This window comes from Deltaproteobacteria bacterium, from assembly GCA_016933965.1.
Lineage (GTDB): Bacteria > Desulfobacterota > Syntrophia > Syntrophales > UBA2210 > JAFGTS01.
Genome location: JAFGTS010000023.1, coordinates 19,443 through 33,546, shown reverse-complemented (window position 1 = coordinate 33,546; position 14,104 = coordinate 19,443). Strand labels below are relative to the sequence as shown.

Sequence of the window (14,104 nt, the reverse complement as noted above, 5' to 3'; positions counted from 1 at the left end):
GGAACCGTTACTTTTCCCGTTCGACCAATCCCTTTACAAACCACCGCTGCATGAAGAGGACCACGAGAATAGGGGGGAGCATGACGATCAGCGACCCGGCAAGGGCCACATTCCAGTAAGGCAGGTCGTCCGCCGCCGGGATGAGGTTCTGGAGACCGATGACGGCGGTCATCATCTTGGGGTTTGTCGTGATCAGAAGCGGCCACAGATACTGGTTCCATCCATAGACGAACTCGATGACGACGAGGGCGGCGATATTGGTTTTCGACAGGGGAAGCAGGATCTTTCTGAAAAAGGTCATCGCCGAGGCCCCGTCCATCTTGGCCGCCTCGCAGAGCTCCTCGGGAACGGTCAGAAAGAACTGGCGGAAGAGAAAGGTACAGGTCGCGGAGGCGACAAGGGGCATGATCAGGCCCGTGTAACTGTCAAGGAGGCTCCAGTCAAGGGTAACTTCAATATCATGCCCGGCGATCCAGGTGGCAAGGCCGTCAAGGTGAAGGAGGTTCCACAGCCCCTGCACCGGCCCCAGGATATTCGCGGCCATTTCGTAGGTGGGAAGAATTCGAACCTCTACGGGAAGCATGAGCGTACAGAAGACCGACACAAAGGCCACCGTGCGCAGGCGGTAATCGAAGTAGACGATGGAAAAGGCACCGAAGAGGGAAACAATGATCTTTCCGATGGTGATCCCCGAGGCCATGATAAAGGAGTTGAAAAGGTTCGTGCCGAGGTTCCCGTTGATCCATGCCGCCTTCATATTGACCCAGAACTGGTCGCCGGGGATAAGCGGCATGGGAACCTTTGACACTTCCTCCAGCGGCAGGGTGGCGGCAACCACGGCATAAATGATGGGAAACCCCACGATCAGGATCCCCGCCATCAGGAATATATACGTAAGAGTATCTAAGATCGGGGTTTTCTCTACCATTTCCGTTACCCGGTGTATTGCACCTTTCGTTCCACGTACTTGAACTGAAGGACCGTTACGACGATGATGATCGTCATGAGGACCACGGACTGCGACGAAGACGCGCCGAGGTTGAGACCGATGAAGCCGTCCTGGTAGACTTTATAAACGAGGATGTTCGTCGCCCCGCCGGGACCACCCTGGGTCATGGTGTGAATGACGCCGAAGGTGTCAAAAAAGGAATAGATAATGTTCATGACCATCACAAAGAAGAGGGTCGGCGAGAGCAGGGGGACCGTGATCGTCCAGAACCTCCTGAAGGGGCTGGCCCCGTCAATCGCCGCCGCTTCTATCAGCGAGCGCGGGATGGCCTGCAGGCCGGCCATGAAGAACACGAAATTGTAACTGATCTCCTTCCACGCACTGGCCATGATCACCATCGCCAGGGCGTCCGAACCCCGCAATACGGGATTCCAGTCCAGACCCAGCCAGTGCTTTATCGCGTAAGAAACAACGCCATAGGAGGGGTGGAGCAGGAAGAGCCACAGGATACCGGCAATGGCGGGGGCTACCGCATAGGGCCAGATCAGCATCGTCCGTATCACGGCCTTTGCCTTCAGGGCACGATTGGCCATAGTGGCGACAAAAAGCCCGATGGTGATCGAGACCATCGCGACACAGGCGCTGAACAGGAGCGTTCTGACGATCGACGTGAGGTAGAGCGGGTCCGTAAAGAGTAATATGAAATTATCAAGCCAGACGAACTTGCTTTCCCCTCCGAAGGGGTTGCTGAGCAGAACGGACTGCATGAGTCCCTGGGCGGCGGGCCAGTAGAAAAAGGTGAGGGTCACCAGGACCTGCGGGAATATCAGCAGATAGGGAAGCGTCCGTGAAGAGAAGATGGATCTTTTTATCATCGTCCGACCGGTTCTTACACAACAACGCTTCCCCTGCACGGCAGGGGAAGCGTTGCCACGATCATCTATTCGTTATCCCTGGTTATTTATAGGTTTTCTCAAACTCCCGGAGTTGCTGATTGCTTCGCTTTACGGCACTGTCCATTGCTTCCTGCGGTGTTTTGGTCCCGTTCCAGACCAGTTCCAGCTCCTCGTTGATTATGTTGCGTATCTGGATGAAATAGCCCAGGCGAAGTCCGCGGGAGATCTTTGTCGGTTCCCGCCGCGTCAGCTGCTTGATCCCGACTTCCTGGTAGGGATATTCCTTGTAATACCCCTCTTCCTTCAACTGCTCGTAGGCCTGAAGCGTAATGGGGAAATAGCCCGTTTCCTTATGCCAGTACACCTGCATTTCCGGTTTCGCCAGGTGTTTCAGGAAAGCGGCAACACCCTTGTAATCCTTTTTGGGGTGACCATTGAAGACCCAGAGGGAGGCGCCGCCGATGATGCTGTTCTGCGGTTCTTTCATCCATGCTTCCACGGGGAGGGGTGCCACGTCCCAGGCGAAATCCTTTGCCTCGGCCTGGAGTTTCGCGATGGCGCTGACGGAATCAATATATACCCCGGCGTTCTGAGCGAGGAACTCGGCCTTCGGCCCCTGGTATTTCTGCCCGCCGTAAAAGAAACGGTTATCGGCCATCCAGTCCTTCAGCATGGCAATGTGTTTCACCACGGTGGGATTGTTGATGAGGAGTTCACAATCGAGGCCCTCGTAACCATTTGCCCGTGATGCGAAGGGAATATTGTGAATGGCACTGTAGTTTTCAACCTGTGTCCAGGACTGCCAGCCGCACACCAGCCCCCCGGCAACCCCCGATTTCACCAGTTTGGCCGTGATCTCGCCGAGCTCATCCCAGGTAACCGGCTTTTCCTTGTCGAGCAGGGGAATACCGGCTTTTTTGAAAAGGTCGACGTTATAATACATAACGGGTGTCGAGGAATTAAAGGGCATGGACATGAGGTTCCCGTCCTTGTCCATGTAATAGGAAAGGACGGGCTGGATATATCCCTTCCAGTCGATATCATACCCTTCATTTTTCATGAGCTGATAGACGGGATAGATGGCGCCGGAAAGCATCATCGTCTGGGTCCCCACTTCAAAGGACTGGAGGATGTGGGGCTGTTTCTTGGCCCGGTAGGCGGCCACCCCGGCATTCACTGTTTCATCATAATCGCCCTTGTACGTGCCGACGACAACGTAATCGGACTGGGAGTCGTTGAAGGCCTTGATCATATTGTCGACAACCTTCCCGCGGGCCCCCTTCATGGCGTGCCACCAGTTGATGGTGATCGGTTCGGCCATTACCTGTCCTGATACGAAAATCACGGCAACAACCAACGCGCACAACACAAACAATTTTCTCACATTCATACTGATCCCCTCCTCACTTATGTTCATGGAACAAATATGTTCATTACTCGACGGCCCGTGCCCGGATTCCGGATCCCTTTCGTGCATATGTTATCGGGAATTATAAAAAAGATCCGCTCAACGGGCTGACTGGCAGCGGAATTCCCGGCCACGTCCGACGATATCCCCACATCCGATACTGCGGGAATCGGGCGGAAACAGGAATGCCGCTCACATGGATTCCTTGTGAGAAACTACCCCAGAGTCGCGAAATTAGTCAAGCAATAATTCCCGTCATCCCTTTATGCGGAACCTTTTTAAAGCAATGATTTCAAATTGTTGCTTTGATGTGCCGGAAATATGTCCGCTTCATCGGCGTTATTCCCTTTTCGCCGCGACGTCATGATGACGGAATCAATTTCTTGACGGGATGGTGACTTTGTACTAAAAAGCGTTCTGTTTCGAGGATATCTGTCATTCATGACGATATACAAAAAGAAATCCGCAATCAACGCTCGGGAACATATATCATGGCCCATGTACTCCTGAAAAATGTGGTGAAACGGTTCGGCAAGGTCGAAGTTGTTCACGGCGTCAATCTGGAATTTTACGATAACGAATTCATCGTTCTCGTCGGCCCATCGGGCTGCGGCAAGTCAACGATACTCCGCATGATTGCAGGCCTGGAAAAGGTAACGAAAGGCGAGATTTACATAAACGAAGTACTCGTCAACGATATTGCGCCGAAAGACCGGGGTATCGCGATGGTGTTCCAGAACTACGCCCTCTATCCCCACATGAACGTTTTCGATAATATGTCCTTCGGACTCAAGCTGAGCAAAACGCCAAAGGAGAAAATCCGGCAGCGGGTTCAGGAAGTTGCGGGGATCCTGGAGCTTCAGGATTACCTGAAACGAAAACCCCACGAACTTTCAGGAGGGCAGCGCCAGCGTGTCGCCATGGGCCGGGCCATGGTCCGGGATCCCATGATATTTCTCTTTGACGAACCCCTTTCAAACCTGGATGCGAAACTGCGAACCCAGATGCGAACGGAGATAAAGCTCCTCCATCAGAAAGTCAAGTCATCCATCATCTATGTCACCCACGACCAGATAGAGGCCATGACCCTCGCGGACCGGATCGTTGTCATGAACGACGGCTATATCGAGCAGGTGGGACGCCCCATCGATCTCTTCGAAGGACCGGCGAACACCTTCGTGGCGGGCTTTATCGGAAGTCCTCCCATGAATCTGGTCCCGGCAAGGATCATGTATACCAAAGGCGGTTTTCAACTTGATTTCAACGGCGCCCTCCGGCTGCCGGTCCCCGAAAAACCCGACAGCGCTCTTCAGGAAAACATGGACGTCATTATGGGTATCAGGACGGAAGATTTCTCCATCGACAACGGCACGAACGGGTATCCCGAAGAATGGAAGGTCGAGGGTGTTGTCGAGGTGGTGGAACCCCTGGGTGGTGAGACCAACATGCATATGGACATTCAGGGGGTCCGGTTCACCGCGCGGAGCGAAGGGCGGCGTATCATACGCGTGGGAGAGCGACTGAAACTGGCGATCAACCTGAACCACCTTCACATATTCGACGCGAAGACATCCGCCTCCATCTACTGACCGTTCTCCCCCGTTTCTTCAACCCGGTACCGAAGGAACACCGCGACAATTTCCGCGAACCCTTCTCCCCCTTCCCGATCGGCGATATAGGCGGGAAGGCCTTTCATCCGATCGGCAAAGCGACGGAGGTTCCCGACACCTGCCGAGCAGGGAAAGAACTCGAACATCGGTTCATCATTGGGTGAGTCGCCGCAGAAGAAGAACCGGTCCTTTTTTCTGTCGGGGTCGCTGTTCCACCGTTCCCTGATGAAGTGTTTCACCATGGAAAGTTTGTCATAGGCCCCGAACCATCCGTTGACATGAATGGAAGATACCTTGCAGTGTGCCCCGTGACGCTCGAAAATGCGGCATATCGTCTCAACGGCGGTCTGATCCAGCGGCGTTACGTCCTCACAGTAATCTATGGCAAGATCCGCCTCGCGGTAAGGCTGGTCGCTCGCACGGGCCGTGCCGGGAACGGCTCTGAGTATTTCATCACCGATCCTGTCCAATCTCACCCTCTTTTCTCTCCGGACCTCTTCGGGATCAAGGAACCGTTTGTTCAATTTTCCTTCCCTCTCGTCCATCCAGAAATAGAAGGCGCCGTTCTCACCGACGACACCGTCGACGGGCCACATGCGGGCGATATGATCACACCAGCCGGCAGGCCTGCCGGTCACAGGTACGATCCTGATCCCGCAGGACCGCAGGTTCCACAGCGCGTCGTACGCCGCGGGATGGATCTTTCCTCCTGTCGTAAAGGTATCGTCGATATCGAAGAAGAACCCCTCGATACCCAGGACCGTTTCACGGCCGATGACAGCAATTGAAGGGATCATTTCATCCGCTCCTGTTTCAGGAATTGCTCTGTTATAGACGAAAAGGGGCTCTCTTGTCACGCATTTCCGCCGGGTCCCAAGAACCGTGTGAAACGGCATACCCATTCCGGAGATCCATGACCGTCTTTTTCATGGGTCGCGATGAAAAGGGTGACCTGCACCGTAGCAGGGGAACGCTCTATGAAGTCGTCAAAATTTCTTGACAAAGACAGGGCAACGTGGTCCTGTAAGCCTGCTTCGCGGCGGGAACCCCCTGGCTGGGATGAATGCCCCGTTCCTGCCGGCGGCCGGGGAAATCCACGAATAGGGGAGGAAGAAGAAATGCCGGCACGGTGCGACATTAACGATGACATCGCCGTCCTGACGATGGATTTCGGTTCTCACAACCGTTTCAACCGGGATTTTCTGAAGAGCTTCAATGGGGAGCTTGATGCCCTTGAACGGGACGGTACGGCGAGAGCACTGGTAATAATCAATGACAGCGGCAACTATTTTACGGAGGGGATGGATATCGAGTGGGTCATGACGCTGGAAAAGGATGAGATCGTGGCCTTCTTTCTCGACCTTTTCAGATTCTTCCATCGGCTGTTCCTCTATCCGCTGCCGGTAGTCGCCGCCATGAACGGTCACGCCGTCGCCTCCGGCCTGGCCTTCGCCATGTGCTCCGACTACCGGATACTCCGGGAAAACAAGGCGGCATGTGTTTTTCCCGAAGTAGACCTCCACATCCAGCCCCCGCCGGGATGCTTCCGCATCATCTTCCATTCTCTGGGGACAAGGAACACGGAACTTGCCTTTCTCTCGGGGAAACAGTATGCGGGCGAAACGGCCCTGTCCATGGGATTCGCAGATGAACTGGCCGATGCGGGCTCGATACGCGAGCGGGCGGTCTCGGTGGCGAAGGAATTCGCCGCAAAGCCGACGGCCACGTACGCGGCGATCAAGCGGTCCTTTCGGGGGGCCACCGCCCGGGCCATGCTTGCGGAAGATGAGGAGTTCATCAGGAGCTCCATGGATGTCGGCATGTTCCAGGGATGTGACCTTACGTGCCTTAAATCATTATAATAGTGGACTGATATTCGAATGCGCGGATCGTCCATTGTAAGATGCGACCACTTCCATGACAGGGATGCGCGCCGGGCGGCGAACGGCCCGGCAACCAAGAAGGTAGATGGACTTTTTCTTTGATCCTGATGGAATCGCCGTCATCGGCGCCAACGATAACCCGATGAAAGGCGGATATCATATTCTCCGGAACGTCCTGGGCGGATACGAGGGCCCTGTGTACCCCGTCAATCCCCGGTTCGAATCCCTCCAGGGAATTCCCTGTTATCAAAACCTTGAATCCATTCCGGAGCGCTTCGATCTCGTCATATACTTCATTTCCGCCGATCATCTGCCATCCACCATCGAAGCCTGCGCCGGGAAGGGGGTCAGGGGGATCATCATCGAATCGGCCGGATTCGCCGAGGTCGGACCGGGAGGCCGTGCGCTTCAGAAGGAATGTGTGTCCCTTGCCGCAAAACATCATATGCGACTCTGGGGTCCGAACTGCATGGGGCTCCTAGATGCCCACCGGCGGCACGTGTTTTCCTTCATGTACACCGAAGATTGGAAAACTCTCATGAACCCGGGGAACTGTTCTTTCATCGTGCAGAGCGGCATGCTCTCGGCGGGATTTCTCATGATGATCCTTGAACGGGGCGGGCTTCATATCAGCAAGATGTGCTCGATCGGGAACAAATGCGATGTCAATGAAACGGAACTCCTGGAGTATCTCATCGCCGATGATGATTCGGAGGTGATCGGACTTTACATAGAATCCATCGTCGAACCCCGGCGATTCATGGAACTGTGCCGGTCCACGGACAAGCCCATTGTCGTTCTGAAGGGCGGGCGGAGCCCCTCCGGCGCCCGTGCCGCCATGAGCCATACGGCAAGCCTGGCGGGCGACGACAGGATCATGCGAAACGCTTTTGCACAAGCCGGCGTCACACCCGTGTACGACGTGACGGAACTGATGGATCTCATGAGGGGATTCTCAAAAACAAAAGGAAGCAGGAACAACGGCGGAACCGCCGTCATCACTTTTTCGGGCGGCAGCGGGATCGTAACGGCGGATTTTCTGAACGATTACGGCCTCCCCCTGGCACAACTCTCCGACGAGACCCTCCATGCCGTCAAGGAGGTCTTCCCCCCCTGGATGGAACCGTCAAACCCCGTTGATGTCTGGCCGGCGATCGAAAAAAACGGCGTCGAAAAGGTGTATTCACACGTTATTGAGGCGATCATGCACGATGACGGTGTCGATTCTCTTATCATTCATGTCTTCTCCTTTATGATGACACCGGACGTTCTGAAGCCGCTGAACGAATTAAAGGACCGCCTGGCAAAGCCCGTCGCCGTCTGGGGTTTCGGCATGCGCGACTCCTACGAGCAGTTCAGAAAAGGCGTCGAGGAAACGGGCATCCCCGTTTTCGACGAAATCGAACGAGGGGTCAGGTTCATCGCAGCGGCAAAGAAACACTTCCACAGGCATTCCCCGGCTCGCTGAACGGGTGAGGCAGGTTCACACGAGATCTATGAACAATAACGGAACATTTTATGGTTGGCGGCTTCTCGCCGTTTTCTGGTGTGTCTACTGCATCAATGTGGGCTTTGTCTTTTACGGGGCCAACGTGATCAACACTCTCATGGTGCAGGACCTCGCCATGAGCCGCAAGACCCTGGGGGCCGGTTTCGCCCTCTTCCACCTGATCCAGAGCGGTCTTTCCGCACCCTTCATCGCCTATCTGATCAATCGCAGAGGGATTCGCTGCACTCTTGCCCTCGGGTCCATCCTTGCCGCGATCGGGGCCGTCCTGATGACCACGATCGTGACCACTCCGATCCTCTTTCTCGCCGTTTTCGGCATTCTCATCGGCTTCGGCATCGGCTTCGGCGGCGTTCTGGGCGTTCAGACGGGGGTGACGATCTGGTTCGTCAGGAAGAGGGCACTTGCCATGTCGCTCGCCCTCACCGCGGCGGGTATCGGCGGTTTCATCGCCGCCCCGGCATTGAACCTCATCATGACGGAAGCCGGCGGTAACTGGAAAACGGGATGGCTTTGTCTGGCGGCTCTCTGCACCGCGGCCTTTCTTCTCAGCCTGTGCTTCGTCAAGAACAGACCCTCAGACCTCGGGCAGGTCCCCTATGGAGCGGATGAAGCGACGGAATACAGCGAAGAAGGTTCGCCACATACCTCCGTGGGAGTGTATCACACGACCAGACAGTGGACGGCCCGGGACGCTCTCCGGACCGGGACGCTGTGGCTCGTTTTTGCGGGGATACTGGGATTCCTTGTTCCCTATCTCTTTTGCGTCTCCCATGGCGTCATCCATCTCATCGACCAGGGGTTCCCGCCGATCACCGCCGCCCTGTCCCTCGGTCTGATAACCCTTTTCAGCATCATCGGCAGGCTCGCGGGTGGATTGCTCGGCGACAGGATAGAACCCCGGTACCTGTGGGCGGGCGCGCTGCTCCTGGAGTGCGCCGGCATTTTTCTGTGCATGCACGCCGAACAGGCCCTGTCTCTCTATCTCTATTCCGTCTTTGTCGGCATCGGATTCGGCTGCGCCTTTATCCTGATGCCGACCATCATCGGCAATTACTTCGGACCGAACGCCTTCGCCTCCATAATGGGGGTCATCTCACCGCTTTTCACGCTCTTCTCCTCGGCGTCTCCCTTTGCGGGCGGCCTGATATACGACGGAACCGGCAGTTACGATATCGCCTTCATCGGTTCCTGTCTTTTCTGCGTGGCAGGTTTTGCGGCGATCCTGGCGGCCGGGCCGCGTCACGAAAGGTCGCATGTCTGTTGAAAGCGGGTCGTTTCTTCCCCGAAGGTCCTTTCCCCGGGACCGGCAGGATGAAAAAAAAGCGGGAACGGCTCCGGCCGTTCCCGCTTTCCTTATTCCCTGACAGATCCAAGAGTATCCTATACGGCAAAGGCCTCCTCGGGGATCCTCATCGCGCTGGTCTCATCCTTGACCAGCGTTTCCATTCTTGCCGGGACCAGTGACACCACCCGGTTGATGAAGAACTTGGCGCCCTCGATCTTGCCGGTGTAGAACATCCTGTCCTGATCCGACACGGCATTGGGCATATTCTCCGTGGCGATCCGCGCCATCCAGAGATGGTACCAGCCAAGCAGTGCGTCACCGAAGGCGTTCAGGTAATCGCTCGCCGCAATAAGGGGAACAAAGGGATTTGATTTTATCAACTGGCTGAACTGCATCGCCGTTGACGCGCAGGAATTCAGGGCGTTCTCCACGATGCCCGCTTCATCCTTGAAGTTCTCTATTTCCTTTGCCTTGGCGACTTCCGCCTGGGCGGCACCGAGGAGGTTCATGAAGTAAAGCCCTTTCTTCATGCCCAGTTTCCTGCCGAGCAGGTCGAGCGCCTGGATGCCGTTGGTTCCTTCGTAGATACAGTTGATCTTCTGGTCCCGCATCATCTGTTCCACGGGGTACTCGCGGCAATACCCGTACCCGCCGTAGGTCTGGACGGCGTGATCACATACCATCATTCCCCACTCGGTGCAGTAGGATTTGACGATGGGCGTCAGCATTTCGATCATGCCCTGCCATTTCTCCGTGTCCTCATCCGTCTCGGCAATGGCATGCTTGTCCATGGCGAAGTAGCAGTAATAGGCGAGCATCCTCATGCCATCCACGTAGGATTTCATCTTCAGGAGTGTTCTTCGTATATCGGGATGCTGAATGATGGGAACCTGGGGGGCATTAGGGTCTTTCATGGCCATGATACTCGACCCCTGGAACCGCTCCTTGGCATAGCTGAGGGCATGCAGGTAGGCCGCCGTGGCAAGGGACACTCCCATCATTCCGACGCCCTGCCGTTCTTCGTTCATCATGTGGAACATGATCTTCATGCCTTCACGTTCCTCACCCATGAGGTATCCGATGCATTTTCCGCTGTCACCGAAGTTCAGGGTGCAGGTGGCGTTCCCGTGGATCCCCATCTTGCTTTCGATGTTACCCGTGACGACGTCGTTGAACTCGCCGATCGAACTGTCGGGATTGATCCGGTACTTGGGAACCACGAAGATCGAGATCCCCTTGGTCCCGGAAGGATCTCCCTCGATACGGGCCAGCACGGGGTGAATGATGTTTTCCGTCAGGTCATGGTCGCCGGCGGAAATGAATATCTTTGTCCCCGTAATGGAAAAGGTGCCGTCGGGATTCCGTTTTGCCGTGGTCTTCAGGGCACCGACATCGGAACCGGCACCCGGTTCGGTGAGACACATGGTCCCGGCCCACTGGCCGGTGTACATCTTTTCAAGTATGATACTTCTCAATTCATGCTGGAAAAAGTCCTCGACAAGCCGGGCCGCTCCATGGGTCAGACCGGCATACATCAGAAACGCCTGATTGCCGGCCAGGAACATGTTCGAACAGGCCGCGGCAACGACGGCAGGAAACTGCTGCCCGCCGACCTCGTAACTGTCGGCAACGGCCATCCATCCGCCGTCACAGTAAAGCTTCCAGAGCCGGTGGTATACCTCGGGTACGTAAACGTTCCCATCCTTGAACACAACTTCCACGGGTTTCCGATGCACTTCATCGGGGTAGGTCGGAGCCAGTTCGTTCTCTGTGTACTTGGCACCCTCGGACAGCACCATGTTTACCATATCTGCATCGTGATCCGAAAAACGGGCCTTTCCAAGAAGCTCGTCACCGATCTTCAATACTTCATGAAGCAGGAACCTCATATCCCTTTCGTCTAACCATTGACTTGCCATAATGCCTCCTTCGATCTAACGGTATTTACACCCTTTCAGGAGTATTTGCGAACGTCGAAGGTGTTTTTATAAAACGGAACGTTGCTTCTGTCAACCAATCTTTGACTGGCGGTCACAATTTTTATGTCAACACAATGATATTACACTTCAATCTGCCGTTTTTTCCATGTTGATACCGGGATATTTGACCGTTCAAAACGCTCCGGCCGCAGGGGTTCCGGGGGAGGTGGCGGAAACCTTGACGGATCAGGCGGTCTCTGCTACGTATGACGGCATACGGGTGAAAGCCGTTAATGACGACCTATGATGAGGGTATCATGAACGATGAATTGCGTGATCGGGACATCGAAATAGATATTGACGATCTCCGGGACCAGATACACAGTATCGCCGAAGAACCGCCGGGCGGGGACTCCCGGCCCGGGAAAAGCACATTTTCGAGCACGACACCCCGGAAAAAGCTTATCGCGGGGGTGCTCCTTATTTGTGTACTCGTTGTGTTCTTTATCGCCCGTTGCGGCAATGACGGGGAAATGACGGCTGTTCCCGAAAAGACTCCTGAGATCGCTGTGGAAACGAACAACGCGGCGGCGCAGATCGAGGCATTGAGAACGGAGCTTTCAGCGACAAAGAGCCTGCTCGCCGGTCGGATCGATATACTCACTGAAGAGGTCCGGATCCTCCGGAAAGCCCTGAATGCCCCTCCCGCCGTGCCGGCCGCCATAGTGACGAAGGCCGGATCATCGGGATCCGCATTCCCGGCGCCCGCGACGAAGTACCATACGGTTCGCCGGGGCCAGACCCTGACGGGGATCGCCGGCACCTACGGCATGAGCGTCAACGAACTCTGCCGCCTCAACGGCATATCACAGAAAAAACCGATATATCCGGGGCAGCGTTTGACGGTCCGGCAGTAACCATATCGCGGGGGATATGAGAGACCCCGCACCTAAATGGCATGGTCCGGAAAGGATGAGGATTGGCCGGGATCCAGTTCTTCGGGGTCCAGATCCACGTCCAGCATCTCGGTCAGGCGTTTCATGCTGCCGATGATCCGGGCCACTTCTTCCTGGGGCAACTCCTTCAATCCGTCGAGGATCTTCTGCTGAATGGGCGGCGGCGCGTTCTGAGCAAGCTCCGTGCCCTGCTCGGTCAATTCGATATGGATCACCCGGCGGTCAGGGGAATTCCGGTTTCTTCTCACGAGTCCCTTGTACTCAAGCCGATCGATAATACCTGTTACCGTGCTTGACTTCACCATGATGGCTTTCGCTATCTGCGACGGAGGAAGCGGTCCTTTCTCCCGCAGGGCGATCAGGCAATGCAGTTGCGGTGCGCTGACATGGTATTGTTTATCAAGCTCCTTGTTATACAGGTACCCTGCCTGAATGAGTCTGCGGATCAGGTAGATGATCTCCCTGATCTCCTCACCTGTCGGTTCCCGGCTCATAGTTGCCTCGTTTTCTGTGCAATGAATATCATAACAATAATATTCAGTGTTGAAATATTGCGCCTGATGCAGGAATGTATCATGAAGTTTCTTCCGGAGCAACACATTTTCCACAGGGGTCTCACCCATTTGTTATACAAGCAACCGGCCGCGGCACAGGGACTTTTTTCCGAATACGCCACATTAATATATTGATTTTTCCTTCACACCGCCATAGAGTAGTGCCCTTTTTATGTGCACGCATACCCCCTGTCGAGATGGAGGAAAACAGGACATGACGGACACCGGCATTGCCTATTTCAACGGAAATTTCATTCCCGAGAGCCGTGCAACGGTCCCTATCTTAAGTCACAGCTTCGGCCGCGGCTCGGCCATATTCGAAGTGCTCAGTTTCCACGAGATACCGGGCGGAAGGGCTCTCTTCAGGCTTGATGAGCACATCCACCGTTTCTTCAGGTCCGCCGAACTGCTCGAAATGACGGTACCTCTGACGAAGAAGGAAATCGCTCACGCGGTCAGGCAAACCGTTCAAAAAAACTCGCTGGCGGCGGGTTTTATTAAAATAATCGGTTATTACCCGCAGATCTCCTATGAAGTGCTGCCGCCGCAGGAATCGCTGGATGTAGCGATCTTTGCCTTCAACGGCAGCGTGAATCCTTCAAAAGCAGGGACACCGGCACCGGGCGGGTTCAGTGCCTGCCTGTCACGATGGCGGAAACTGGACCCGGAGACGGTACCCGTGGAAGCAAAGGTCGCGGCAAATTACCTGAACGGCATGGTGGCCCGCCGGGAGGCGCTCAAGAGGGGCTTTGATTACGTGATCATGCTCGACACGGAGGGAGGAATCGCCGAGGGAGCCACGGAATCCGTCTTCTTTGTCAAGGACGGCGTTCTCCTGACACCGTCGCTCGGACCGGTCCTGGCAAGCATCACCCGCCTGTCCCTACTTCAGGCGGCCACGGTGGAGGGCATAGAGACACGGGAAGAACCCCTCTCCTCAGGCATTCTGACCGACGCCGATGAGATATTCCTTGGAGGTACCCTGTACCGGGTACGACCCATCGGGAAAATAGAAGGCCGGGTGATAGAGGGCACCCCGGGGCCTCTCACCCGGCACTTGGCGAACCTGATGGACCGGATCACGGCGGGACAAGACGATCGTTTCGCCGACTGGCTCTTCCCGCTCTGAAACAG

The 14,104-nt window shown here is 55.4% G+C and carries 12 protein-coding genes; 6 read left to right on the top strand and 6 right to left on the bottom strand.

Annotated features, from left to right (window positions below):
• Positions 1-7: 7 nt before the first annotated feature.
• The 3 genes from JXO48_05605 to ugpB form a co-directional block, all read right to left on the bottom strand.
• On the bottom strand, positions 8-928 hold the full coding sequence (locus JXO48_05605) for an ABC transporter permease subunit (GenBank protein MBN2283346.1): 921 nt from the start codon (positions 926-928) through the stop codon (positions 8-10).
• Between the two features lie 5 nt (positions 929-933).
• The gene (gene ugpA / locus JXO48_05600) at positions 934-1,824 is read right to left on the bottom strand and encodes a sn-glycerol-3-phosphate ABC transporter permease UgpA (GenBank protein ID MBN2283345.1); all 891 of its coding nucleotides are present in this window, start codon (positions 1,822-1,824) and stop codon (positions 934-936) included.
• An 82-nt stretch (positions 1,825-1,906) separates the two neighbouring features.
• Positions 1,907-3,235, bottom strand: coding sequence for a sn-glycerol-3-phosphate ABC transporter substrate-binding protein UgpB (ugpB, locus tag JXO48_05595; GenBank protein MBN2283344.1), 1,329 nt, complete (start codon positions 3,233-3,235; stop codon positions 1,907-1,909).
• 509 nt (positions 3,236-3,744) lie between these two features.
• On the opposite strand from ugpB, the gene ugpC reads away from it, so the two are divergent.
• Positions 3,745-4,842, top strand: a complete 1,098-nt coding sequence (ugpC, locus tag JXO48_05590) for a sn-glycerol-3-phosphate ABC transporter ATP-binding protein UgpC (GenBank protein MBN2283343.1) — start codon at positions 3,745-3,747, stop codon at positions 4,840-4,842.
• Here the strand turns inward: ugpC and JXO48_05585 are convergent.
• Positions 4,836-5,660: an HAD-IIB family hydrolase gene (locus JXO48_05585; GenBank protein MBN2283342.1), complete on the bottom strand. Its 825-nt coding sequence runs from the start codon at positions 5,658-5,660 to the stop codon at positions 4,836-4,838. The genes ugpC and JXO48_05585 overlap by 7 nt on opposite strands.
• A gap of 180 nt (positions 5,661-5,840) precedes the next feature.
• Here JXO48_05585 and JXO48_05580 point away from each other — a divergent pair, with 180 nt between their 5' ends.
• The 3 genes from JXO48_05580 (at position 5,841) to JXO48_05570 (ending at position 9,520) form a co-directional block, all read left to right on the top strand.
• A complete protein-coding gene (locus tag JXO48_05580; protein MBN2283341.1) occupies positions 5,841-6,725 on the top strand; it encodes an enoyl-CoA hydratase/isomerase family protein in 885 nt (294 codons plus the stop codon).
• A 106-nt stretch (positions 6,726-6,831) separates the two neighbouring features.
• Entirely contained in the window at positions 6,832-8,214 is a 1,383-nt protein-coding gene (locus tag JXO48_05575; protein MBN2283340.1) for a CoA-binding protein, read from the top strand.
• 28 nt (positions 8,215-8,242) lie between these two features.
• A complete protein-coding gene (locus JXO48_05570; protein ID MBN2283339.1) occupies positions 8,243-9,520 on the top strand; it encodes an MFS transporter in 1,278 nt (425 codons plus the stop codon).
• Between the two features lie 116 nt (positions 9,521-9,636).
• Here the strand turns inward: JXO48_05570 and JXO48_05565 are convergent, their stop codons facing one another.
• A complete protein-coding gene (locus JXO48_05565; protein MBN2283338.1) occupies positions 9,637-11,460 on the bottom strand; it encodes an acyl-CoA dehydrogenase in 1,824 nt (607 codons plus the stop codon).
• Positions 11,461-11,753: 293 nt separating this feature from the next.
• Here JXO48_05565 and JXO48_05560 point away from each other — a divergent pair, with 293 nt between their 5' ends.
• Positions 11,754-12,377: a LysM peptidoglycan-binding domain-containing protein gene (locus JXO48_05560; protein MBN2283337.1), complete on the top strand. Its 624-nt coding sequence runs from the start codon at positions 11,754-11,756 to the stop codon at positions 12,375-12,377.
• A 32-nt stretch (positions 12,378-12,409) separates the two neighbouring features.
• On the opposite strand, the gene JXO48_05555 is transcribed toward JXO48_05560, so the two are convergent.
• Entirely contained in the window at positions 12,410-12,910 is a 501-nt protein-coding gene (locus JXO48_05555; protein ID MBN2283336.1) for a MarR family transcriptional regulator, read from the bottom strand.
• 274 nt (positions 12,911-13,184) lie between these two features.
• On the opposite strand from JXO48_05555, the gene JXO48_05550 reads away from it, so the two are divergent.
• Positions 13,185-14,099 carry an aminotransferase class IV gene (locus JXO48_05550; GenBank protein ID MBN2283335.1) on the top strand — a complete coding sequence of 305 codons (915 nt, stop codon included), beginning with the start codon at positions 13,185-13,187 and terminating at the stop codon, positions 14,097-14,099.
• The last annotated feature ends 5 nt before the right edge of the window (positions 14,100-14,104 follow it).

Coding starts and splice junctions, on each gene's coding strand:
- JXO48_05605 (MBN2283346.1), bottom strand. CDS start 928: ATGGTAGAGAAAACCCCGATCTTAGATACTCTTACGTATATATTCCTG.
- ugpA (MBN2283345.1), bottom strand. CDS start 1,824: ATGATAAAAAGATCCATCTTCTCTTCACGGACGCTTCCCTATCTGCTG.
- ugpB (MBN2283344.1), bottom strand. CDS start 3,235: ATGAATGTGAGAAAATTGTTTGTGTTGTGCGCGTTGGTTGTTGCCGTG.
- ugpC (MBN2283343.1), top strand. CDS start 3,745: ATGGCCCATGTACTCCTGAAAAATGTGGTGAAACGGTTCGGCAAGGTC.
- JXO48_05585 (MBN2283342.1), bottom strand. CDS start 5,660: ATGATCCCTTCAATTGCTGTCATCGGCCGTGAAACGGTCCTGGGTATC.
- JXO48_05580 (MBN2283341.1), top strand. CDS start 5,841: ATGAAGTCGTCAAAATTTCTTGACAAAGACAGGGCAACGTGGTCCTGT.
- JXO48_05575 (MBN2283340.1), top strand. CDS start 6,832: ATGGACTTTTTCTTTGATCCTGATGGAATCGCCGTCATCGGCGCCAAC.
- JXO48_05570 (MBN2283339.1), top strand. CDS start 8,243: ATGAACAATAACGGAACATTTTATGGTTGGCGGCTTCTCGCCGTTTTC.
- JXO48_05565 (MBN2283338.1), bottom strand. CDS start 11,460: ATGGCAAGTCAATGGTTAGACGAAAGGGATATGAGGTTCCTGCTTCAT.
- JXO48_05560 (MBN2283337.1), top strand. CDS start 11,754: ATGACGACCTATGATGAGGGTATCATGAACGATGAATTGCGTGATCGG.
- JXO48_05555 (MBN2283336.1), bottom strand. CDS start 12,910: ATGAGCCGGGAACCGACAGGTGAGGAGATCAGGGAGATCATCTACCTG.
- JXO48_05550 (MBN2283335.1), top strand. CDS start 13,185: ATGACGGACACCGGCATTGCCTATTTCAACGGAAATTTCATTCCCGAG.